A 23,549-nucleotide genomic window follows, 5' to 3' on the forward strand; every position below is an offset into this window, starting at 1 on the left:
ATCCTCAATGAAAATCTCATGAGACTAGGAATCGAGGTGAAAGCATAACTAATACTCAATGAAAATCAAAGAGCAAACTAGGAAACTAGCCGCAGGTTGCTCAAAGCACTGCTTTGAGGTTGTGGATAGAACTGACGAAGTCAGTCACATACATACGGCAAGGCGACGTTGACGTGGTTTGAAGAGATTTTCGAAGAGTATTAAAAGAAAAAGGACTAGATTTCTCCAGCCTTTCATTTCTAATTAGAATTTTTTACGTTTACGAGCTGCTTCTGATTTACGTTTACGTTTTACAGAAGGTTTTTCATAGAATTCACGTTTGCGTGTTTCTTGAAGAGTACCAGCTTTAGTAACCGCACGTTTGAAACGACGAAGTGCGTCGTCAAGAGATTCATTCTTACGTACTACTGTTTTAGACATTTTTTTCACTCCCTTCAAGTTCAATATCTATTTTATTCTACACGTAAAAGGAATAATTGTCAAGAGAAAACTAAGTTTTTTATTCTTCATAATGATTAATAATATAGTTCACCATCTCCTCCCTATCTGCTTCAGATAAAGGTAATTCCCAGTTCGTTGTTTCCATTTTAAGAAAAGCATCGCTAACTTTAGTTATTGTATAACAATCTTTTAAAATTGGAATTTTTTTAGATTGTTCAAATAAGATGCCTATTCTATCATATAAGACGTGAAGTTCTTTACTATTTGGATCAATATCAAAAGACTGTAAAGAGATTAGTATATCATTTCCTTTATAATTCAAATCAATCCACATATGATTTGATAAATCATATGGTCTAGATAATCTACTACCCGAGGTGTATTTTTTAGATCCTCTGCATCCTGAATATTGATTTCTTGTGTTATATGGTTTATCTTTTGATTTAGTAAAAAGATAATTCCCTTCCTGATCTTTCTTCTTTGTAATGTAGTCTATTATTCTGTTTTTCTCTTCTGTTCTAGCACTCTTATATGCTTCTTTTATTTTTAGAAATTCTTCTTTATTCATCTGTACTCCTAAAGTGAAGTTGAAGTTTTATATGTCTAAAACCACTCACTCCAATGAGCAAGTGGTTCTGAATTTATTTTTCAAGTAAGCTGAGCGCTTCAGCATCTGCAATGATGGTCACATCAGAGTGGTTTTGCAAGCTACTTGCTGGTAGAGACTCAGTCACTGGGCCAGACACTGTTCCGGCAATGGCTTCTGCTTTCGACTCACCGTAAGCAAAAAGAATAATAGACTTGGCATCCAAAATGTTTTTAATCCCCATTGAAATAGCTTGGGTTGGGACGTCTTCAATCTTGTCAAAGAAGCGCGCATTGGCTTCGATAGTAGACTGGTCAAGTTCTACTAGATGCGTTTGACTGTCAAATGGAGTACCAGGCTCATTAAATCCGATATGTCCATTGCGACCGATTCCCAAGATTTGGAGGTCAACTGGATGGTCAGCCAAAATTTGGTTGTAGCGTTCAACTTCAGCTTCAGCATGATCCTTAACCCCACGAGGCAAGAAACTTTCTTTAAATGGTTTTTGGTTGAACAAGTTTTCTTGCATGAAGTGACGGTAAGACTGAGGATTGTCGCCATCAAGGCCTACATACTCATCAAGGTTGACACTGGTTAGATTTGAAAAATCAAGGTCACTCTCAACAATTTCCTTGTAAAATTCAAGTGGGCTACTTCCTGTCGCAAGTCCTAGGGTTTGAGCGCCATTTACCAACTTTTCTTTCAAAATCTCAAAAGCAACTTTTCCACCTTCGATTTGGTTTTCAACTTTAATAACTTTCATCTTTTCATCCTCCATTTCTATCTATATTTATTATATGGTATAGACCAATTTTTGTCAAGTGAAAACGATTTAATTTCTAAAAAAAGAGCGTCCAAACTTGAAACATGTTATAATGGATAAGATTAGAACTTAGAAAGAATGAACAGATATATGAATACAGCTGATTTTGATTTCCACTTACCCGAGGAATTGATTGCCCAAACGCCCCTTGAAAAACGAGATGCCTCTAAACTCCTCATCGTCAACCGTGAGACAGGAAAAATGCAGGACAAACACTTCCACTCCATTATTGATATGCTGGAACCTGGTGATGCCCTCGTTATGAACGACACCCGCGTTCTCCCTGCCCGCCTCTATGGTCAAAAGGAAGAAACTGGAGGCCATGTGGAACTTCTCCTGCTCAAAAATACTGCTGGAGATGAGTGGGAAGTTCTGGCTAAACCTGCCAAACGCCTCAAGGTCGGTACTCGTATCAGCTTTGGTGATGGTCGCCTCAGCGCTGTCGTGACAGAAGAATTGACCCACGGAGGCCGCATTGTCCGCTTCGAATACCACGGAATTTTCCTAGAAGTTTTGGAAAGTCTGGGTGAAATGCCGCTGCCACCTTATATCCACGAAAAACTGGATGACCGTGAACGCTATCAAACAGTTTACGCCAAGGAAAGCGGCTCAGCTGCTGCACCAACTGCTGGACTTCACTTCACCAAAGAACTGCTAGCAGAAATCCAAGCTAAGGGTGTTCATCTAGTCTATCTGACTCTTCATGTCGGACTCGGAACCTTTAGACCCGTTTCTGTGGACAATCTAGACGAACACGAAATGCACTCAGAGTTCTATCAACTTTCTGAGGAAGCAGCTGCAACTCTCCGCTCTGTTAAGGAAAATGGTGGTCGTGTCATCGCTGTCGGAACCACTTCTATCCGCACCTTGGAAACTATTGGTTCCAAGTTTGAGGGGCAAATCCAAGCAGATTCTGGCTGGACCAATATCTTTATCAAACCTGGCTATGAGTGGAAGGTCGTGGATGCCTTCTCAACCAACTTCCACCTGCCAAAATCAACTCTGGTCATGTTGGTTTCTGCCTTTGCAGGCCGTGAATTAGTCTTAGATGCCTACCACCATGCCATCCAAGAACACTACCGCTTCTTCAGTTTTGGTGACGCCATGTTTATTTATTGAAAAAGAATTTCTCTAAATCTTCTAATACCAATAAATCGCTAAGATATTATTTCAAAGAACATCTACAATTGAAACTCTAGCTAACTGTAGAGGACGCCTAGTACATTAAAATTAAAATGTTTCTCCCTAGCTGCGAAAATATTGCCATAGATTGCGTTGACTCTCCAAATCGATTCATCTATATTTTATTTCAGCTTCCTATATTTTCTTCGCTGTTTGTAAATCAAAATACAAGATACATGAGTAGCACCATATTTGTTACTCTTATCTGTCCTCTCAAGAGACTATTATGAGTGGTTTCAGAATCATTCACTACTTTGACCCTGACTCTCCTTAGTCTCAAAATCAAAGACTAAACAAAAAGTGAACAAACCTGAATTCTAATGTACAGAAGACTAGGCTTGTTCACTTTTTATAGTCGCTATAAGATGACCTTATCTATAGCTTTTTATACATAATTATATATTCAGACATACTATTATCAATTGTGTCGCAGGGAGGAATCTGTTAACGCACCCATTCACCATTATCATTGACTCTATAGCCATCTATACTTGTATTGATCGCTAGCTCACCCGATGCATTTACATAATACCATTTACTGCCAACTTGGAACCATTGATTGGCTTTCATAGAACCGTTGCTGTTGAGGTAGTACCATGAACCATTATTTTGTAGCCAGCCTATCTCCATAGAACCATTATCGTTGAGATAGTACCATGAACCATCAACTTGCTCCCAACCTGTTGCCATGGAACCGTTAGAGTTGAGATAGTACCATGAACCATTCACTTGTGCCCAACCTGTTGCCATGGAACCGTTAGAGTTGAGATAGTACCATGAACCATTCACTTGTACCCAACCTGTTGCCATGGAACCATTAGAGTTGAGGTAGTACCATGAACCATTCACTTGTACCCAACCTGTTGCCATGGAACCATCAGTATTATAAAAATACCACATACCATTTTCTTGTTTCCAACCTGTTGTTGGAGCAACTGGTTTAGCTAATTCTACTGCTGCGTTTGTTCCTTGGTTAGATGTAACAGATACAGGATACGAAGGAATAGATGATTGCTCAGGAACAACAACTTTTTCAGGTTCTCTCGTCCCTCTCCTTATACGTCTTTTTACCATCTCTTTAGTAATTTGACGAGAAGTAGTTTCTTCAATTGTTCCATCACGTTCATCTACAGTATAGATTGTAGTAAGCGTAATTTCACCAATTTCTCCTGCTTCTTCTATTTCTTGACCTTTATCAAGAGTTGAGTCATCGAGATATTCTGTTTCGATTGGAATTTCTTGGACAAGAACTTGGGGCTTGGTTCCTTTTTTAACAACTCTTGTTTGAGAGTCTTCTTTTTGACTTAAAGTACTCTCAGTTACTTGTCCACTCTTTCCATCTACATCATAAGTTATCGTTGTAACTGTTTTCCCATTCTTTCCTAGAGTAATCTCTTGCTCCTGTCCTGCAGAAAGGTCATTGTCTGCTTCATATTTAGTAGCAAATGGAACAAGAACTTCTTCAACCTTGCTTTTGGCTGGAACTTTGATAACTGTATCCGTGGCTTCTTTTCTATCAACAGTAACTTTTTCGGTAACATGACCAGTTTCTGGATTGACATCGTAGGTCGTCGTCGTGGTTACATAGCCATCCTCTCCGTCAGTTGTAACAGGATTTTCACTACGGTCTCTAGTTTCATCTTTTTCAAAACGGATAACACTTGTAGGCAGAACTTCACGCTCAACCTTGCTTTTGGCTGGAACTTTGATAACTGTATCCGTAGCTTCTTTTCTGTCTACAGTAACTTTTTCGGTAACCTTACCATTCTCTGGATTAACATCGTAGGTCGTCGTCGTGGTTACATAGCCATCCTCTCCGTCAACCATCTCAATAGAAGCTCCTCGGTCTCTACTCTCATCTTTTTCATAACGGATGACACTTGTAGGAAGGACTTTACGCTCAACCTTGCTTTTGGCTGGAACTTTGATAACTGTATCCGTGGCTTCTTTTCTATCAACAGTAACTTTTTCGGTAACATGACCAGTTTCTGGATTGACATCGTAGGTCGTCGTCGTGGTTACATAGCCATCCTCTCCGTCAGTTGTAACAGGATTTTCACTACGGTCTTTTGTTTCATCTTTTTCAAAACGGATGACACTTGTAGGCAGAACTTCACGCTCAACCTTGCTTTTGGCTGGAACTTTGATAACTGTATCCGTAGCTTCTTTTCTGTCTACAGTAACTTTTTCGGTAACCTTACCATTCTCTGGATTAACATCGTAGGTCGTCGTCGTGGTTACATAGCCATCCTCTCCGTCAATTGTAACAGGATTTTCACTACGAGCTTTACTTTCATCTTTTTCAAAACGGATGACACTTGTAGGCAGAACTTCACGCTCAACCTTGCTTTTGGCTGGAACTTTGATAACTGTGTCTGTCGGTTCTTTTCTGTCTACAGTAACCTTTTCTGTGACCTTACCAGTCTCTGGATTAACATCGTAGGTCCTTGTCGTGGTTACATAGCCATCCTCTCCGTCAGTTGTAACAGGATTTTCACTACGGTCTTTTGTTTCATCTTTTTCAAAACGGATGACACTTGTAGGCAGAACTTCACGCTCAACCTTGCTGTTAGCTGGAACTTTGATAACTGTATCCGTGGCTTCTTTTTTCTCTACGGTAACCTTTTCGGTAACATGACCATTCTCTGGATTAACATCGTAGGTCGTTGTCGTGGTTACAGTTCCGTCCTCTCCGTCAATTGTAATAGGATTTTCACTACGGTCTCTAGTTTCATCTTTTTCAAAACGGATATTTGTACTTTTTTCGGCGATGCGTTTTTCTACCTTATCTTTAGCTGGAACTTTTACAACAGTAGGTGTAGGCTGAGTTAGTATTTTTTCAGTTGTTTCTAGTTCTGAGACTTCTCCAGTATTTGTATCTAATTTGTATGTTGTAGTGATTTCCTTAGTTCCATTTTCTCCAGGTATAGTTTCAGGGTTACTTCCTCTTGGATGTTCTAAATCTTTTTCGAACTTAACTTCTTTTGATTCAATATCTCCAACACGAACAGTAGGTTTAGTTCCGACTTTTATGATTTTCTTTTCCATAGGAGTTGTTACTTTTTCTGTAGAAGTATCCTCTACTGCTTTACCATTTTCAATTCTGTAAGTAGTAGTAATAGTTCTGATACCTAGTTTACCTTGACGATTTGGATCATCTACTTTTTTCCCTTTTTCTAACGTGGGGTCCGCCTCGTATTCTGCTTCTATTGGAATATCTTTATGCTCAATCTTATCTTTAGCAGGGACTTTTACAACAGTAGGAGTAGGCTGAGTTAGTATTTTTTCGGTTGTTTCTAGTTCTGAGACTTCTCCGGTATTTGTATCTAGTTTGTATGTTGTAGTGATTTCTTTAGTTCCTTTTTCTCCAGGTATAGTCTCAGGGTTACTTCCTTTTTGATGTTCTAAATCTTTTACGAACTTAACTTCTTCTGAATAAAAATCTTTAACACGAACAGTAGGTTTAGTACCAATTGTTATCACTTCAGTTTTAGGTTCTGTTCTTTTTTCTATTGGTGTATTAGGAGTAGGTGTACCATTAGTAGGGGATACACTATATGAAGTAGTTGTAACTATTTTTCCATTTTCTCCTGGAGTTTTTACTTTTCGTGTTCTAACTTCAAGATTATCATCGTTCTCATATATTTTTTTATGATTAATCGTAGTTTCTTGAATTTTATCTTGAGCTCCGACTTTATAGACGATATCTTGCGCTTTTTTCTCAATAGTAGTTGTGTTTTCTTTAACCGTAACCTCTCCAGTATTTTCGTTTAAAGAATAGGTAGTGGTAATTTTCTTAATACCATCCTCCCCATCACTTTCTGTTAAAACATTACTTCCAACAGGGCGAGTGGCATCTTTTATATATCTAATAAGAGAGCTAATCGTTTCGGTAACTACAGTAGGCTTTGTTCCCACTTTGATAACTTCTGTTTGAGGTTGAAGAATAACAACGTCAGATTTCTCGCTGACCAACTGTAAAGTTGTAGATGAATATGTTTTTACGGTAGCTTTTATTCCTTTTTTACCAGGTGTTTTTGTTTCTTTCGTTCCTTTAGGAAGATTGTCATCTCTTTCGTATATTGTTTCATAGGGGATATCTTTTCGGTTATCTTGGGTTTCAAAATTATCATCCAATTCACTTGTCACATCTGCCCCATCAGCATGAACAAAACTTGTATTCAGGATTCCTCCTAAAAATAAAGTTAGCCCGATTATCACAGAACCAAAAATCTTCCCGAGTTTACGTAATGCATAGCGCTTATTAGTATTAGATTTTGCCATTACATCCTCCTTCTAAAAATTACTACTTCTAGTATAGCATCTTTTTTGGTAAATGTTAAACAATATGTTTCACACATCAAATAAACTTAGAATGCCAATTATTATATTTACAATAAATAGTTGACTTCGATGGAAACAGAAAAAATTCACTAGTCTTCCCTACTTATACCATAATAAATAAGATCCGCAAGATAGCCTTTTCTCTCTACACCATTAACAATGGTTTTTAGATAGGACATTCCAGCCTTCTCCATGACACGACCTGAAGCTGGGTTGAGACTGGCATATCGAGCTCTGACCTTTTGAAAACCTACTTGAGTAAAACAAAAGTCCAAGACAGCTTTTAAGGCCTCTGTCATAAGACCACGACCCCAATAGTTTTTTCCTAAAATATAGCCAATTTCACAAGAAGAATTGTTCTCATCTATTGCAACGATGCTGATATCTCCTATCACTTGCTCTGGGTTTTCTTTGAGACAAATAGCCCATTTGTAATAGTTGGGATTAGTATAGGAAGCAACCCAGTTACGAATCGAATTTCGAGTCACCTCGACATCAGGATGGGGATCCCAGGTAACATAGGTCAGATTCTCAGCGGATGAAGCCCAATTTTGAAACATAGCTTCTGAATCACTCTCCACAAATCTTCTTAAAATCAAACGTTCTGTCTGTAATATTTGCGTACCGATAGCTTTCATGATGCTACCTCACTTCCTTATTTCTATGCTCGTAGTAAAAAGGCTCAACTCAGTAACAGCTAGAAAACGAGTTTGTCTTCTAATTTCTTGACGCAGTCGCTGCCTGGTTTGAAATGCGCTCTAGCAAGCTTTTTCAAACCTAGTCATCGTTGCAGGGGTAAGACGATGAAATCGAACTCTTCGAGTTACCGAATCTGCCTCATTTTCTTATTTCTAAACTCGGGGTTCAAGATCCCCCAGACCTACTCTCACTTTTTTATTTCAAGGTGAGAGGCTGAAAACCTCCACTGGAGGTTTTTCTTGCTTTTTAATTTCAGGGCAAGAAGCTAAAAAGATCCCCCGGACCTTTTCACTCCCAAAAGTCATCAAATACGGTGATGGGTAGGTGGCGTTTATGTTGGCCTTTGTGCCACCAGTTTTCGATTCTTGCTTGGGCTTCTGGGCTGATTGTTTTGCCTTCTAGGTAGTCGTCAATCTCTTCATAAGTGACTCCGAGCGCTACTTCGTCAGCTAGACCTGGTTTATCTTCTTCTAGGTCTGCTGTTGGGATTTTTTCATAAAGGGCTGGGTCTGCACCAAGTTCCTTCAAAAGTTGTTTTCCTTGGCGTTTATTGAGGCGATAAAGAGGGAGAATATCTGCACCCCCGTCACCAAACTTGGTAAAGAAACCTGTGATATTTTCCGCAGCATGGTCTGTTCCAATGACCGCTCCGCTATGGGCACCAGCAAGGGCATACTGAGCAATCATACGGCAACGAGCCTTGATATTGCCCTTGTTAAAATCTGAAACAAGATTACCTGTCGCTTCAACTGCAGCTGTCATAGCGTCAGCTGATTCCTTAATATTGACGACTAAACTGACATCAGGCTGGATAAAGGCTAGTGCTTTTTGAGCATCTGCTTCATCAGCTTGCACTCCATATGGCAAACGAACAGCGATAAATTTGTAGCTGTCGTCTCCCGTTTCTGCTCGCAATTCTTCCATGGCCAGTTGAGCCAATCGTCCTGCTAAGGTTGAGTCTTGTCCTCCAGAAATCCCTAGCACAAAGGTTTTAAGAAAGGGATGTTTTTTCAGGTATCTTTTTAAGAAATCAATAGAACGACGGATTTCTTCCTGGGAATCAATCACTGGTTTGACACCCAGCTCTTGGATAATCGTTTCTTGCAAACTCATTCTTCTTCTCCTTCACCAAGGGCTTCCTTGCGCATCTTATCAATCAAGTCCATCTTATCTTGCCATACATCACGCGCCAAATCCACTGGATAGTGCTGCGGATTGAGCACGCGCTTGTATTCATCCCAAAGCTTGTCAAATTCCTTACGAGCATAGTCCTGAATCTCAGTTAAGCTAGGCAGGTTGTAAATCAATTTCCCGTCTTTGAAGATATCCACTAAGAGAGGAACAGCGTCAAAATTACGAACCGTCTTCTTGATGTAAGTATAGGTCGGATGGAACATCTTGATTTCTGTCATGCTGGCAACATCTACGCCGTCATAAGTGATATAATCGCCTTCTGACTTGCCTTTTTCACGACTGGTAATGCGCCACACCTGCTTCTTACCTGGCGTAGACACTTTTTCAGCATTATTTGACAGCTTAATCGTATTGCGCATGTTCCCATTTTCATCTTCGATTGCCACAATCTTATAAACTGCACCAAGAGCTGGCTGGTCATAGGCTGTAATCAGCTTAGTTCCCACACCCCAGACATCAATCTTGGCCTTTTGCATCTTGAGGTTGAGGATAGTATTTTCATCTAGGTCATTTGAAGCATAAATCTTAGCTTCTGTAAAGCCAGCCTCGTCCAATTGCTGACGGACTTTCTTGGAAATGTAGGCAATATCCCCAGAGTCAATGCGGACACCAAGGAAATTAATCTGGTCACCCAGCTCACGCGCCACCTGAATGGCAGCGGGTACCCCAATTCGAAGTGTGTCATAGGTATCCACAAGAAAGACGCAATTTTTATGGGTCGCAGCATAAGCCTTGAAGGCCTTATAGTCGTTACCATAAACCTGTACCAAGGCATGGGCATGGGTCCCCAAGACAGGAATGTCAAAGAGTTTACCAGCACGCACGTTACTAGTTCCATTGGCACCACCAATCACCGCTGCGCGTGTTCCCCAGATAGCCGCATCCATCTCTTGCGCCCGACGTGTCCCAAACTCCATCAAGGGTTCATCTTCGATGACCGAACGAATACGAGCTGCCTTAGTCGCCACCAAGGTCTGGTAGTTAACGATGTTCAAAAGAGCTGTTTCGACCAACTGACATTGAGCTAGAGGGCCTTCAACTTGCACAATCGGTTCATTAGCAAAAACCAAATCCCCTTCTTGGGCAGAACGAACGGTCAACTCCAACTTGAAATTGCGGAGATAGTCCAAGAATGCCCCATGATAGCCTAGAGACTCCAAATAGGCAATATCACTATCTGAAAAACACAAGTCTTCAAGATAATTCACAATTCTTTCCAAACCTGCAAAAACCGCATAGCCATTTTTAAAAGGCTGCTGACGGAAATAAACCTCAAAGACCGCCTTTTTATTGTGAATCCCTTGGTCGAAGTAAACCTGCATCATGTTAATCTGGTACAAGTCCGTGTGCAATGTCAAACTATCATCTGGATACATACTTTTCCTACTTCCTTAGCTAGAAACCCATGAAAATTTTCAAGAACTTTCATGTATTCCAATAAATTAGTACTATTATATCACATTTTAGCTGGATTGAGAAAAGAGTAACAAGCTATTCACTACTCTCCAGTTCATCCATGTCTTGCTCAAATTTTTTCTGAGCCCATTCTCCATAGCTCTTCAGACCGAGATTGCCTATAAAAACCCAAGGAAGGTAAATGACATAAGTAATGACCCAAACAGACAGGTATTTAATGTTCAAAGGATTGTGCTGATAAATTTCTATGTTGAATTGATAATTCTGCAACATCAAAAGAGCCGTAATCGCCAAGGTTAGAAAAAAACAACCCAAAATCGTAAAATGAAAACGACTATAGTAGGTCACTCCCAGATAACGGGCACGATTGAAAAAGAAGAAAATTCCTACTATCAGAGTATAGACTAGAAAATTCGGATTAAAAAGAGATGGAGCCAACACTGCCACCAAATAGCTTAGAAGTACAAGCCCAATAAAGAGGGAAAAGGATTCTGCCCCAGCTTTATTGATTAGTTGTTCTTCTCTTTCGTCAAGTAATTGATAATAATAAAATCTATTTTTCATCTTCTTCCTCCCAAAATAGTTGGTCTAGGCTTTTCCCTAAACATCTGCAAATGGACTGGCAGAGTGAGAGACTGGGATTGTATTTCCCCGCCTCTATCAAACCAATAGTCTGGCGCGTCACCCCCACAGCCTCTGCCAGTTGACCTTGAGTTAAATCAAGCTCTACACGAGCTAATTTTAATTTTAAATTTTTAGCCACCGGCGTCCTCCTTATAGTTTTAATACTCATCTACTCTTAAAAAATCCAAAACCAACACAAGCTGTCAACTATTTATTATAACCCCATTAATTAGCACTCCAGTATTATCTTCAGCCGAAAATCAGTATTTTAGGTTGTTTGAAATAAACTTCCTAGTTTACTCTTTTATTTTTATTTAGTATTAGCTTTAGTAGGATCTTTTAAACGAGTTTTTATTGCTTATATTTCTTGTTTAGTTTAGTTGGTTTCATATCACTATTATATAATGCTTTTGGAAATGAGCCTAGTATAAGTCAAAAACGTGTTGAATAGTGAAAGCAGGAGCATACCAAGATGACTGATTTTTTTATTGTATTTTAGGTATGCAAAATAATACTAAATGAAACTAAAATGAATACTTCTTGCTTTTCTTAAGAGTGAAAAAGTACAATAAAATGATTGTAGTGATTACCACAAGATACTGACTAATAGACATCGTATTTGAAGCAACAAATACAGGTAAGGAATAAAAAGGAAGAAGTTCAATCGCTTTGATAAACAAATCATTACTAGTATTCATCATAATCGTATTTAATATATTAGGGATAAAGAGTAGTAAAGCTACTAAAATACCAAATACCAAGCCACTTTTCAATTTGTATAAATAGAAAATGTAAGATAATAGAAAATAAAACAGGACTAACAAAATTGTATTGACTACAATAGCTACTATAAAATCTAATCCTAAATCACCTGGAATACCCAATTTACTTACTATGACTAGTAACACAATGCCATTCAAAGCATAAATAATGGAAACTGAGATGGCATATAGAAAATTAGACAAGACGTAAATCATCCGATTCTTCTGTTGATTATAAAACAAACTTACCGTATTGTGGGAAAAATCTCTACTAATGACTCGATTAGCATGTATAACAGCCATTAACATACCGAGCATAGCATAAAAGTTTGAAATATGCTTAATACCAAGCGATGTCCCTTGAGTCTTTAGAATAAAGAATGTAACCAATATCGGCGGTATAAACGAGATAAGCAAACCGAGATATATTACGCCTGATGAATATAAATTTCTTATATTTTCCTTAAGAAAATTCAATTTATTTAATTTCATGATTATAACCTTCCTTTATTTTGAACGATTTAGATAAATATCTTTAAGCGTCTCTTTTTTAGTTTCAAAATCAACTACTTTAATAGAGTTTTCGTTAAAAAATTTAAAAAGCTCACTACTTTGAATATTCCCAGACATAGTAATTCTCAGTCCCTCTTCCTGAACAATATCCCCAAATTCTTGTTTGGTAATGAAAATGTCTCTATCTGTAGCTGATGAAAAAGCTATCTCAAACAAGAAATTATGACTATCTTTTCCTACTTTTTGAAATGTCAAAAGCCCGTTCTCCAAGAAAAGAACCCTCTCACAAATTTCTTCAATATCTTCTAATTTATGACTCGATATTAAAATTCCCACATTTTCATGTAAAGCTAAATTTTTTAGAACCGATAAAACTATTTGTGATGATTCAATATCTAAACCATTAGTCGGTTCATCTAAAATCAATATATCAGGTTCCGTAACGAGAGTTAGAAGCAAAGCTAATTTTTGTTTTGTACCCAAAGAATAGGTCTTTACTTTTTTATTAATAGACTGAGTCAAATCTAACTCTTGAATCAAACTTCTAAATCTTTCTTGATTGTAGTCAACACCATATAAATTTGACAAATATTTTAAATTCTCTAAACCTGTTTTAGATAAAAATAATTTTGGTTCTTCGATTAAATACCCAACATTATCACTGCTTATAATATTACCTGAAGTCGGTTGATTATTCTGAACAAGAATTTTCATCAACGTACTCTTACCAACTCCATTTCTCCCTACTAGACCAACAATTTCACCCTTGTTAAGTGCAAAATTTATATCTTTGAGAATGATTGAATGACCATAATGCTTACTTACATTTATAACTTCCATTTTTTATTCCTCCATCAATATTCATGGTTTGCTCTTTGATTCTTATTGAGTTTAAAAAGTTGCGCCTCTTTTTAACAACATTATATCATATATCTAACTTAATGCAATATATAAATGTCATTTTGTAAGATTTTATTAGCAAAAAAACTCTCTACCATAAAAAATAGAGAGTGTTAAGTTTAAATATAGGATTTCAAAATATCGATGATATCCCTTCTTTGTTTAATTTAATATGCTTTGATACCTAAGCTTCGACTTTATCACTTAAAAAATAAAAAAGGACAGCTAATCCCTTGCGCATCAAGGGATTTCGCCATTCTTTAATCTTGTTTAAGTGTTGTATATGGAGCTTTGCATAATTTTTTAACACTAAACAACTACATTAAGCTCGAACTGTGACACTGGTTCCATCTTCCTTATAAAGATTGATGAGACCCTCTTTAAGAGCTCGAACCATGTCTCCAGCTTGAACAGGTTGTGGGACTTTAATAGTCAAGAGTTCCATTGGATTTGGAGCACGGTCGATTTTATTGCCTTTGGCATCGTGAAGATCCTCAATATAGGTTTCAATTTGAAGATACATGGACTTCGATTGAGGATTACAAAGAATTTTTATCTGTAAGATTAGAAGAATGCAAAAGAGTGCTAAAAAATAGTGGCAGTATTTTCGTTCATTGTGATAAAATTGCAAATCATCATATTAGATTAATTTTAGATAATATCTTTGGAGCAGATATGTTTCAAAGCGAAATTATATGGAACTATAAACGGTGGTCTAATTCAAAAAAGGGATTATTGAACAATCATCAAAACATTTACTTTTATTCAAAGTCAAAAGATTTTAAATTTAATACAATTTTTACAGAGTATTCTTCTACTACAAATATCGACCAAATACTAGTGGAACGAAAACGAGATGGAAACTCTAAAACTATATATAAAGTTGATAATAATGGTAACTATCTTCTAGCAAAAGAGAAAAATGGAGTTCCCCTTTCAGATGTTTGGAATATACCATTTCTTAATCCAAAAGCTAAAGAAAGAGTAGGTTATCCTACACAAAAACCTATTCTGTTATTAGAACAAATTATAAAGATTGCTACTGATAAAAATGATATAGTTTTAGACCCGTTCTGTGGAAGTAGAACTACTTTAGTAGCCTCCAAGATTTTGAATAGAAATTATATGGGGATTGATTTATCTGAGGAAGCTATCAATATAACTCAGCAACGTCTGGAAAATGTTATAAAAACAAGTTCAAATTTATTGAATAAAGGAATCGAAGCATATAGAACCAAAACTGAGGAAGAGGAAAACATTCTTAAATTATTACAGGCAAAAATTGTTCAAAGAAATAAAGGAATTGATGGTTTTTTACCTAAACATTTTCAAAAAAACCGATACCTATAAAAATTCAAAAAAATAATGAATGTCTGAATGAAAGTATCTCTTTATTACAGAATGCTATAAACTCCAAAAAACTTGATTTTGGAGTAGTTATAAAAACTCATTCAGATAATTTATTATTTGATTTTGATACGATTCCTGAAAATATAATAGTAGTTGACCATTTTGAACTTACAATCGAAAAATGGTTAAGTAAAAGTCAACAGTTACTATAGTTTGCAAATTATTTACAGAAAGAACAAAAAATGCTCTGAAACACTGATTTCAAAGCATTTTTTATTAGTTTAAAATTACTCCCACTCAACTGTTGCAGGTGGTTTACTTGTAATATCATAGACGATACGGTTAACATGATCCACTTCGTTTACGATACGTACTGAGATTTTTTGAAGGACATCCCAAGGAATTTTGGCAAAGTCCGCAGTCATACCATCAATAGAGGTAATAGCACGGATTGCAATCGTGTAGTCATATGTACGACCGTCACCCATAACCCCAACTGAACGAACGCCTGTATTAACTGTGAAGTATTGCCAGATATCGCGGTCAAGACCAGCTTTAGCAATTTCTTCACGAAGAATAGCGTCCGACTCACGAACAGTTTCAAGTTTCTCTTCAGTGATTTCACCCATGACACGGATCGCAAGTCCTGGTCCTGGGAATGGTTGGCGCCATACGATATGGTCTGGCATACCAAGCTCTGTACCAAGGGCACGAACTTCGTCCTTGTAAAGAGTATTCAATGGTTCGATCAATTCAAACTGCATGTCTTCTGGAAGACCACCCACGTTGTGGTGTGACTTGATAGTTTGAGCTGTATCCGTACCAGACTCGATAACGTCTGTATAAAGAGTTCCTTGAGCAAGGAATTTCACATCTTTGAGCTTGCTTGCTTCGTCATCAAAGACATAGACAAACTCGTTACCGATGATTTTACGCTTTTGTTCAGGGTCAGAAACTCCTGCAAGTTTATCAAGGAAACGTTTAGCTGCGTCTGCTTTGACGATATTCAAACCAAACTTACCACCAAGCATGTCCATAACTTGGTCCGCTTCTCCTTTACGAAGAAGACCGTGATCCACGAAGATACAGATCAATTGATCGCCAATCGCTTTTTGGAGAAGAACTCCAACAACTGAAGAGTCAACCCCACCTGAAAGGCCAAGAAGGACACGTTTATCACCGACGGTTTCACGGATTTTTTGGATCTGCATATCGATGAAGTTATCCATTGACCAGTCGCCTTTAGCCTTACAGATGTTAAGGGCAAAGTTACGAAGGATATCATTTCCGTATACAGAATGACGAACTTCTGGGTGGAACTGGATACCGTAAATGTGTTTATCTGGGTTTTCGATGGCTGCGTATGGGCAGTCAGCTGATGTACCTGTACGAACAAAGGCAGCAGGAATCTCGGTAACTGCATCACCATGGCTCATCAATACAGTCTGTTCATCAGGTGTTGATTCAAAAAGAGATGATGGTGTGTGTGTTAGGGTTGATTGACCGTATTCACGATTTCCAGCATCACCTGCAGGAACAACTTTTCCTCCAAGTTTATGGGTCAATAACTGCATACCATAACAAATTCCCAAAATTGGAATTCCAAGTTCGAAGATTTCTGGGTCAATATCAAATGAACCATCTTCGTATACAGAGTTTGGACCACCTGATAGGATAATTCCTACAGGATTGATTTCACGAACTTCAGCAGCTGAAATTTTATGGCTTTTTAGTTCCGAAAAAACACCAATCTCACGGATACGGCGTGAAATCAGCTGGTTGTATTGGCTACCATAGTCCAATACGATGATTTTTTCTACATCTTGCAAATCAGTTGAAATGTTGCTCATCTTTTTCCTTTCTCAAAAGAAATATCTTTTCCAATATTCTATCACAAATAAGGGCGAATTACCAACTAATACTCAATGAAAATCAAANNATTTTCGAAGAGTATAAACAAGGCGAAGTTTGACTTTTTCTAGTTTATTGGGGTACAATAGAGAAAAGATAGAAATGAAGTGAAAAATATGCTACCTGCTTATATGAAAATCCACGATCAGATTAAAAAGGATATTGACGAGCACCGTTGGGCTATTGGTGAGAGACTTCCCAGTGAAAGAGATTTAGCAGAGCAGTTTTCGGTCAGCCGCATGACCCTCCGCCAAGCCGTATCTCTATTGGTTGAAGAAGGTGTTTTAGAGCGCAGAGTTGGAAGTGGCACCTTTGTGTCCAGTACTCGGGTACAAGAAAAGATGCGAGGGACAACCAGTTTTACTGAAATTGTTAAGTCCCAAGGTAAAGTACCCTCTAGCCAGCTCATTTCCTACAGAAAAACCATTCCCAATGAGCAGGAAGTTGCCAAGCTAGGAATTTCTCCTACCGAAAATATTATCCGAATGGAGCGGGTCCGCTATGCCGACAAAGTTCCTCTGGTTTATGAAGTTGCTTCTATTCCTGAAAAATTCATTAAGGACTTTAAAAAAGAAGAAATCACTAGTCATTTCTTCCAAACACTGCAAAAACATGGCTACCGTATTGGTAAATCACATCAGACCATCTATGCTCGCCTTGCTAAGGAAAAAATCGCCCACTATTTAGAAGTTGAAAAAGGACATGCTATTCTTGGTCTGACTCAGGTTTCCTACCTAGAAGATGGTACTGCTTTTGAATACGTAAAAAGTCAATATGTAGGCGAACGTTTTGAATTTTATCTTGAAAACAATTAATACTCTTCGAAAATCTCTTCAAACCGCGTCAACGTCGCCGTGCCGTACTCAAGTACAGTCTGCGGCTAGTTTCCTAGTTTGCTCTTTGATTTTTATTGAGTATAAAATACTACGCAAAAACTCTCTGTCACGGACGACAAAGAGTCTTTTTATTTTTCTAAGACTAAATCTTTCAAAGAAATCAGGGTTACAGCAAACAATATCATTGCCATACCAAGAAAATCAATGGGATAAAATTGTTCATTCATGATTAGGAAAGCAAAGAAAACAGCCGAAATTGGCTCAATTGAAGCCAACAAACTTGACTTGACCGGCCCAATCAGACTGGCTCCTTTTAGAAAGGCTGTATAGGCAAAGACAGTCCCGATAAGGATAATGCCCGCAAAAGCGAGGAGAAAATCAAGACTTGTTGGGATAGTAGTCTGTAGAACCCCTGTAAAAGGAAGGGCGACCAAACCTGCTATGACCATTCCCACACCAATGACCAAGCTACTCCCCCACTTCTTAATCAAGGCTATGGGTAAAATGATATACAGAGCATAAGTCAAGGCAGAAAAGAGACCCCAGAATAGGCCAGAAGGTGTAATGGATAACTGGTCCAACTGCCCATGAGTTGCGATCAGGAAGGTTCCTCCGATGGCTAATATAATGGAAACAATCTCTCCCAGTGTTGGCGCCACCTTATCCTTGATACAGCTATAAATCAAAATCCCAACAGGACAAACATACTGAAGCACCGTCGCAGTACCTGCATTGGTCTCCTGAATAGCAGTTAGATAGGCAAATTGATTGAGGAATAGACCAATTAGAGCAAAAATAAGAAGAGACAGCAAACTCTTTCTATCCTTTAAAAAGGCCAGCATTTTATCCTTTGCAGTAGCATAAGCCAAGAACATGAGAACTCCACCAGCGATTAAAAGACGCAAGTTGGTCAAAACCAGAGCTGAAATTCCGTGTGCCATCAGGTATTGGCCACTCGTTCCTGACAAGCCCCAAGCTATCCCTGCCACAACTGTTAGTAAAGTCCCTTTTAAACTATTTGACATGTCTCTCCTTACTCTTCTTTGCGAATCAAGTTCATCACTTGATTGCGGTCTACAATCCATTGAGCCCTCTCATCCTTTTCATAGGTACGATTCGATAGGAAAATGGCCGCTTCTTGCTTCTGACGATTCCACATGATAAAGGTACCTGTATAGCCCGTATGGTCTAGCCAATCTCCTGCCAAATTCCATGCCAAAGAACGTTCCTTGTCATCCAAAGGTGAAAAATTTTGACTCAAATCTCTTGCAAAATCATCTGCTAAATAGTGTTCTAAAAAGATTTGTAAATCCTTTACAGTCGAAAACAAACCAGCACTACCAGCATGTCTGCCCAGGAGACGAGCCTTGGGATCATGTACCATACCTGCCTCTACACCTCTAACTGTTGGAACAGCGAGCTCAACCGGCCCAAACTGGGTTTCATTCATTCCCCAAGGATTAAAAACTTGCTCCTGTAAAATCACATCCAGATCTTGATTAAAGATTCTTTCCAAGATAAAACCTAACAGCAAAAAATGGACATCCGAATAAAGAAAGGCTGGCTGACTTCGTCTCTTGAGATGAAACATCGCTTCCTTTAATTCAGAAGCTGTTAAAAGATCACGATTGGGAATAAAAGGATCAAGATCTGTTGCGTGAGTCAAGAGCTGACGAATAGTGATGTCTGGATAATCACTCTCAGCTAAAAAATCGGTTACTGGTCTGTCAATATCTAATTGACTGTTTTCCCACAAGAAGGTACAAACTGTGCCAACCCCAACAACCTTGCTGACACTAGCTAGGTCATAAAACAGTCCTGCCTTAGTCTGCAAGCCATGCTCTGGGTCACTCTGACCTAAATAGAACTCTGTCCATTGATGGTCCTTAAAATACGCAAAAGAGGCTCCGGGATAGATCCCTGCCTCGATTTGTTCTTCTATTTTTTTAATAATCTTGGTCCACTTCATACTTCTTCAAACCACAATTCAACATTATTTCTATCTTTACCAAGGAAGAATTTTTCAGACTTAGGAATAAAATATTCAGTAGACTCAAACTTCTGACGAAGACTTTCTATATCTAGTTCATTGACCAAAAACTTGAGCATAGATAAGTCCCAAGTAACCGTATTGTCCACAGTCAAATCTTGACCCTGAGCTGGGATAAAATCAAGTGATGTCCCAATTTCAGATAGTTCCAAGAAACTATCTACATCCGTTGGGAGGTGTAATTCTATAGAAATCTCAAATTTACTTAAAGAAATTGATTCCAAATCTGTTTGAAATTCAGGATTTTCTTCTACTTCTACTAGACTTGCTCTATCATTTTCCGCATGAATCAAAATCAAATCATCTTCTGGTGAAAAAATTTCAAAAGCGTAGCCATTTTGACCTTTATATAATCGATGAATCGAATCTGTTTTAGATAAGAGTCCCTCGATTTCTAAGGGATTTTCCACCTTGATAATCAATCTAGCCAGTTTTTTTCGTCCCTCTACCTTACGAGTACGCATGCTTGGTGCTTCTTCTAAAACCAGCTTTTCAAGACCTGTTTGGTCCCCTAGTGATAGGAAGGCTGATTCTTCTAACAAGGCCTTCATGCCAAGGGTTTCAATATAAAATGTTTCATTTAATTTTCTATTATTAACTTTTAAAGTAGGAATAATCCGTACAATCTGATTTACATTCATAAATTCCTCCATCACTTTTTATTTTAAAGGATTTTAGAATTTTTTACAAGATATTATGCTCAAATTTAACTTTATTTAGCTATTTAGTAAAGATAGCCTTTCAAGGCTTTTGTCAAAACCTGATAACCAGCAACACTGAGGTGCAGTCCATCAGTTGTATATTCTGGCTCTATAATATTTGTAGTGGGTAAATCCCCTATAGATATTATGGAGCCTATTTTTGTGTAGAAAAAAAGTCCCATATGACCTATAATGAAAAGCGACAAAACAACTCATTAGAAAGAATCATATGGAACAATTACATTTTATCACAAAACTCCTTGACATTAAAGACCCTAATATCCAATTTATGGATATCATCAATAAGGATACACACAAGGAAATCATCGCCAAACTGGACTATGAAGCTCCATCTTGTCCTAAGTGCGGAAGTCAAATGAAGAAATATGACTTTCAAAAACCTTCTAAAATTCCTTATCTTGAAACGACTGGTATGCCTACTAGAATTCTACTTAGAAAGCGTCGATTCAAGTGCTATCACTGTTCAAAAATGATGGTCGCTGAAACTTCTATCGTCAAGAAGAATCACCAAATCCCTCGTATCATCAATCAAAAAATTGCTCAAAAGTTAATTGAAAAGATTTCTATGACTGATATTGACCATCAGCTTTCCATTTCAACTTCAACTGTCATTCGAAAGCTCAATGACTTCCACTTTGAGTGTAATGTTAGAAATCTGCCTAAGATTATGTCTTGGGACGTTGAAACAGTCCAGGGAGTGACTGTTTCAATCGGGAGATGGAGATGAGCTTCATTGCGCAAGATTTTAACAATCTCAATATCATCACTGTTCTTGAGGGAAGAACACAAGCTATCATTCGAAATCACTTTCTTCGCTACGATAGAGCTGTCCGATGTCGAGTGAAAATTATTACTATGGATATGTTTAGTCCTTACTATGACTTAGCTAAACAGATTCGCTTTCAAATTTCTAGGCTCAGGCTGAAACAGTCTCCCAGACTGTTTCACTCCCGAATGCTAAAATCGTGTTGGATCGCTTTCACATTGTACAACATCTTAACCGTGCTATGAGTCGTGTGCATGTCCAAATCATGAATCAGTTTCATCGAAAATCCCATGAATACAAGGCTATCAAGCGCTACTGGAAACTCATTCAACAGGATAGTCGTAAACTCAGCGATAAACGTTTTTATCGCCCTACTTTTCGTATGCACTTAACCAATAAAGAGATTCTTGACAAGCTTTTGAGCTATTCAGAAGACTTAAAACACCACTACAATCTCTATCAGCTCTTGCTTTTTCACTTCCAGAATAAGGAACCAGAGACATTTTTCGGACTTATTGAGGACAATCTAAAGCAGGTTCATCCTCTTTTTCAGACTGTTTTTAAAACCTTCCTCAAGGATAAAGAAAAGATTGTCAACGCCCTTCAACTACACTATTCTAACGCCAAACTGGAAGCGACCAATAATCTCATCAAACTTATCAAGCGCAATGCCTTTGGTTTTCGAAACTTTGAAAACTTCAAAAAACGGATTTTTATCGCTCTGAACATCAAAAAAGAAAGGACGAAATTTGTCCTTTCTCGTGCTTAGCTGACTTCAACCCACTACAGTTGACAAAGAGCCGGAAAGTAATTTTATCTCAGTCAGTGAATAATCGCGAGCAATGGATTGATGATAGCTTCGAGATTATTGAGAGCCTCATTCACAGGCACATCTTTTCCAATATCGTTCGTCCCAATTAAAAGGACAATTTTATCTACCTCCCCACCGTACAGATGCGCATCCAGATTCTCTAATAACAGTCCTGTCTGATAGCCACAAATTCCTCGATTGACAATTGTCTTTGAAGTCCCAAACAACTCCTGCAGAGGATAATATTCGATAATGGAATCCCCAATAAAAAGAATATCTGGCTCTACAACTGAAACCTGATTTAGGTGACGATACTTAGTTTGGATTTTTTCTTGTTCCTTTAGTAACCAATTTTCTAATAACTGTACTGCTACTTCATTCTCCTTTTTCTAACCAGTTTTCCAATACTTGGTAAACTCCTCCTTGGCTATTGGCTGGCGCTAGAGCCGTCGCCACAGCTTTGGCTTTGTCATCAGCATTTTCCATCGCATAGGCAATTCCAGCCATTTCAAGCATTTCAACATCATTTTCACTATCGCCAAAAGCCATGATTTGTTGGGGGTTCAAGTCCCAACGCTTGAGTAATTCTTCCAAGCCCCATGCTTTATGAATTCCAGCTTGGAGGATATCAATGCAACCATAGCCACTCGATACAGCCCGAACACGGCCATCAAAGAGGTCATTGATTTCTTCCAATACCGAATTCAAACGTTCCTCACCAACAACCATACTCATCTTGAGCACACCACCAAAGAGGTCAGAGGTTAATTCATCCACAAAATTCATTCGTTGGTAGAATTCTTCAATCATTTCTGGAGTCATAAAACTTTCAAGGTCTGTAAAAATGGTACCTTCCTTGACGAAACCACCCTTCATCCCTGTTACAACAAATTGATCCTGACACGCTCGACCCTCGAAATGAGCCAAAGCCTTATCGACAATGGCATCATCCCAAGTCTGAGCCTGAATCAATTCATTGTTTTCAAAAATATGAGCACCATTGGCAACAACCAGAACCACTCGATCCACCAAGTGCTCCAGTAGTTGCCTCATGCGGTGAATTTCATTCCCTGTCGCGATGACAAAACGAATCCCCCTTTGATCCAACTGATCCACAATCTTTTCCAAGCGTGGGAGATCAAGCTGGCCTCTAGCATCCAGCAAGGTCCCATCCATATCTGTCGCAATTACCTTAATCGTCATTTACTTTCCTCTTGATTAGACTTCCTGCAAAACTAGAATCCTAGTTCATGATTGATAATACCAGCAATCAAATTCATTCGTAATCCGAAGTGTTTACGATGATTTCGATAGGTTGTTGAAGATATTTTAAACGTTTTCATAGTGCAATGAAATAAGAACAGGACAAATCGATCAGGACAGTCAAATCGATTTCTAACAATGTTTTAGAAGTAGAGGTGTACTATTCTAGTTTCAATCTACTATACTTTGTCAAAAATATTCTCAACCTTGATTCTCTCCTTAGATAGCGCATGGTTACAGGCTTTCTCTTCAGCTGTTAGCGGCTTGAGTTTGCTGGATTTCCTCGGAGTTTGCGCTTGAGGATATAGCTTCATGAGCCCTTGATAACCACTGTCAGACAAGATTTTACCAGATTGT

18 protein-coding genes and 7 pseudogenes are annotated in these 23,549 nt (G+C 38.2%); 4 read left to right on the forward strand and 21 right to left on the reverse strand.

All coding sequences use genetic code 11. The annotated features are described in order from the left end of the window. Positions 1 to 243: 243 nt before the first annotated feature. The 3 genes from rpsU to HT678_RS00015 form a co-directional block, all read right to left on the reverse strand. Complete coding sequence (gene rpsU, locus HT678_RS00005; protein WP_000048054.1) at positions 244 to 420, reverse strand: 30S ribosomal protein S21; 177 nt, start codon at positions 418 to 420, stop codon at positions 244 to 246. Between the two features lie 79 nt (positions 421 to 499). Further along, positions 500 to 1,009: a hypothetical protein gene (locus HT678_RS00010; protein WP_172924491.1), complete on the reverse strand. Its 510-nt coding sequence runs from the start codon at positions 1,007 to 1,009 to the stop codon at positions 500 to 502. Between the two features lie 73 nt (positions 1,010 to 1,082). Continuing rightward, the gene (locus HT678_RS00015) at positions 1,083 to 1,790 is read right to left on the reverse strand and encodes a glucosamine-6-phosphate deaminase (protein ID WP_172924492.1); all 708 of its coding nucleotides are present in this window, start codon (positions 1,788 to 1,790) and stop codon (positions 1,083 to 1,085) included. 150 nt (positions 1,791 to 1,940) lie between these two features. Between HT678_RS00015 and queA the strand changes: the two genes are divergently transcribed. Further along, positions 1,941 to 2,969 (forward strand): tRNA preQ1(34) S-adenosylmethionine ribosyltransferase-isomerase QueA, encoded by a 1,029-nt coding sequence (gene queA, locus HT678_RS00020; RefSeq protein ID WP_119943656.1) that lies wholly within the window; start codon positions 1,941 to 1,943, stop codon positions 2,967 to 2,969. A 507-nt stretch (positions 2,970 to 3,476) separates the two neighbouring features. Here queA and HT678_RS00025 read toward each other — a convergent pair. From HT678_RS00025 to HT678_RS00065, 9 genes and pseudogenes are all read right to left on the reverse strand, one after another. After that, positions 3,477 to 7,316: a PspC-related protein choline-binding protein 1 gene (locus HT678_RS00025; RefSeq protein ID WP_172924493.1), complete on the reverse strand. Its 3,840-nt coding sequence runs from the start codon at positions 7,314 to 7,316 to the stop codon at positions 3,477 to 3,479. Between the two features lie 149 nt (positions 7,317 to 7,465). Continuing rightward, positions 7,466 to 8,014: a GNAT family N-acetyltransferase gene (locus HT678_RS00030; protein ID WP_050223547.1), complete on the reverse strand. Its 549-nt coding sequence runs from the start codon at positions 8,012 to 8,014 to the stop codon at positions 7,466 to 7,468. A gap of 349 nt (positions 8,015 to 8,363) precedes the next feature. After that, positions 8,364 to 9,188 carry an ammonia-dependent NAD(+) synthetase gene (nadE, locus tag HT678_RS00035; RefSeq protein ID WP_050223550.1) on the reverse strand — a complete coding sequence of 275 codons (825 nt, stop codon included), beginning with the start codon at positions 9,186 to 9,188 and terminating at the stop codon, positions 8,364 to 8,366. Beyond that, the gene (locus tag HT678_RS00040; RefSeq protein ID WP_050223552.1) at positions 9,185 to 10,645 is read right to left on the reverse strand and encodes a nicotinate phosphoribosyltransferase; all 1,461 of its coding nucleotides are present in this window, start codon (positions 10,643 to 10,645) and stop codon (positions 9,185 to 9,187) included. The genes nadE and HT678_RS00040 overlap by 4 nt, the downstream gene beginning before the upstream one ends. Before the next feature lie 115 nt (positions 10,646 to 10,760). Then, entirely contained in the window at positions 10,761 to 11,249 is a 489-nt protein-coding gene (locus HT678_RS00045; protein ID WP_000797187.1) for a DUF6773 family protein, read from the reverse strand. Further along, positions 11,239 to 11,448 carry a helix-turn-helix transcriptional regulator gene (locus HT678_RS00050; protein WP_001107499.1) on the reverse strand — a complete coding sequence of 70 codons (210 nt, stop codon included), beginning with the start codon at positions 11,446 to 11,448 and terminating at the stop codon, positions 11,239 to 11,241. Before HT678_RS00050 ends, HT678_RS00045 begins: the two co-directional genes overlap by 11 nt. 385 nt (positions 11,449 to 11,833) lie before the next feature. Next, positions 11,834 to 12,562 (reverse strand): hypothetical protein, encoded by a 729-nt coding sequence (locus tag HT678_RS00055; RefSeq protein WP_172924494.1) that lies wholly within the window; start codon positions 12,560 to 12,562, stop codon positions 11,834 to 11,836. 15 nt (positions 12,563 to 12,577) lie between these two features. After that, a pseudogene (locus tag HT678_RS00060) lies at positions 12,578 to 13,448 on the reverse strand (ABC transporter ATP-binding protein). Between the two features lie 357 nt (positions 13,449 to 13,805). Beyond that, positions 13,806 to 13,991: pseudogene (locus HT678_RS00065) on the reverse strand (U32 family peptidase C-terminal domain-containing protein); the annotation flags it as partial. Between HT678_RS00065 and HT678_RS00070 the strand changes: the two are divergent. Next, on the forward strand, positions 13,934 to 14,833 hold the full coding sequence (locus tag HT678_RS00070; RefSeq protein ID WP_309598702.1) for a site-specific DNA-methyltransferase: 900 nt from the start codon (positions 13,934 to 13,936) through the stop codon (positions 14,831 to 14,833). The pseudogene HT678_RS00065 and the gene HT678_RS00070 sit on opposite strands and share 58 nt — an antisense overlap. Before the next feature lie 287 nt (positions 14,834 to 15,120). Here HT678_RS00070 and guaA read toward each other — a convergent pair whose 3' ends face one another. Continuing rightward, on the reverse strand, positions 15,121 to 16,683 hold the full coding sequence (gene guaA, locus HT678_RS00075) for a glutamine-hydrolyzing GMP synthase (RefSeq protein ID WP_023936410.1): 1,563 nt from the start codon (positions 16,681 to 16,683) through the stop codon (positions 15,121 to 15,123). A gap of 177 nt (positions 16,684 to 16,860) precedes the next feature. On the opposite strand from guaA, the gene HT678_RS00080 reads away from it, so the two are divergent. Further along, entirely contained in the window at positions 16,861 to 17,559 is a 699-nt protein-coding gene (locus HT678_RS00080) for a GntR family transcriptional regulator (protein WP_000936194.1), read from the forward strand. 149 nt (positions 17,560 to 17,708) lie between these two features. On the opposite strand, the gene HT678_RS00085 is transcribed toward HT678_RS00080, so the two are convergent. From HT678_RS00085 to HT678_RS00100, 4 genes and pseudogenes are all read right to left on the reverse strand, one after another. Next, complete coding sequence (locus HT678_RS00085) at positions 17,709 to 18,605, reverse strand: DMT family transporter (protein ID WP_172924495.1); 897 nt, start codon at positions 18,603 to 18,605, stop codon at positions 17,709 to 17,711. Between the two features lie 8 nt (positions 18,606 to 18,613). After that, complete coding sequence (locus HT678_RS00090; protein ID WP_172924496.1) at positions 18,614 to 19,549, reverse strand: serine hydrolase domain-containing protein; 936 nt, start codon at positions 19,547 to 19,549, stop codon at positions 18,614 to 18,616. After that, complete coding sequence (locus tag HT678_RS00095) at positions 19,546 to 20,271, reverse strand: CppA N-terminal domain-containing protein (RefSeq protein WP_050262061.1); 726 nt, start codon at positions 20,269 to 20,271, stop codon at positions 19,546 to 19,548. The genes HT678_RS00090 and HT678_RS00095 overlap by 4 nt, the downstream gene beginning before the upstream one ends. An 83-nt stretch (positions 20,272 to 20,354) precedes the next feature. Further along, positions 20,355 to 20,444: pseudogene (locus HT678_RS00100) on the reverse strand (platelet activating factor); the annotation flags it as partial. Positions 20,445 to 20,560: 116 nt separating this feature from the next. On the opposite strand from HT678_RS00100, the pseudogene HT678_RS00105 reads away from it, so the two are divergent. Next, positions 20,561 to 21,887, forward strand: a pseudogene (locus tag HT678_RS00105) (transposase). 33 nt (positions 21,888 to 21,920) lie between these two features. Here the strand turns inward: HT678_RS00105 and HT678_RS00110 are convergent. The 4 genes and pseudogenes from HT678_RS00110 to HT678_RS00125 all read right to left on the reverse strand — a co-directional run. Next, positions 21,921 to 22,255, reverse strand: a pseudogene (locus HT678_RS00110) (GDSL-type esterase/lipase family protein); the annotation flags it as partial. A gap of 49 nt (positions 22,256 to 22,304) precedes the next feature. Beyond that, positions 22,305 to 23,132, reverse strand: a complete 828-nt coding sequence (locus HT678_RS00115; RefSeq protein WP_023939132.1) for an HAD family hydrolase — start codon at positions 23,130 to 23,132, stop codon at positions 22,305 to 22,307. A gap of 32 nt (positions 23,133 to 23,164) precedes the next feature. Then, a pseudogene (locus tag HT678_RS00120) lies at positions 23,165 to 23,272 on the reverse strand (IS5/IS1182 family transposase); the annotation flags it as partial. 102 nt (positions 23,273 to 23,374) lie between these two features. Then, a pseudogene (locus HT678_RS00125) lies at positions 23,375 to 23,549 on the reverse strand (IS5/IS1182 family transposase); the annotation flags it as partial.

This window comes from Streptococcus sp. 3167, assembly GCF_013277175.1.
Taxonomy (GTDB): Bacteria; Bacillota; Bacilli; order Lactobacillales; family Streptococcaceae; genus Streptococcus; species Streptococcus pseudopneumoniae.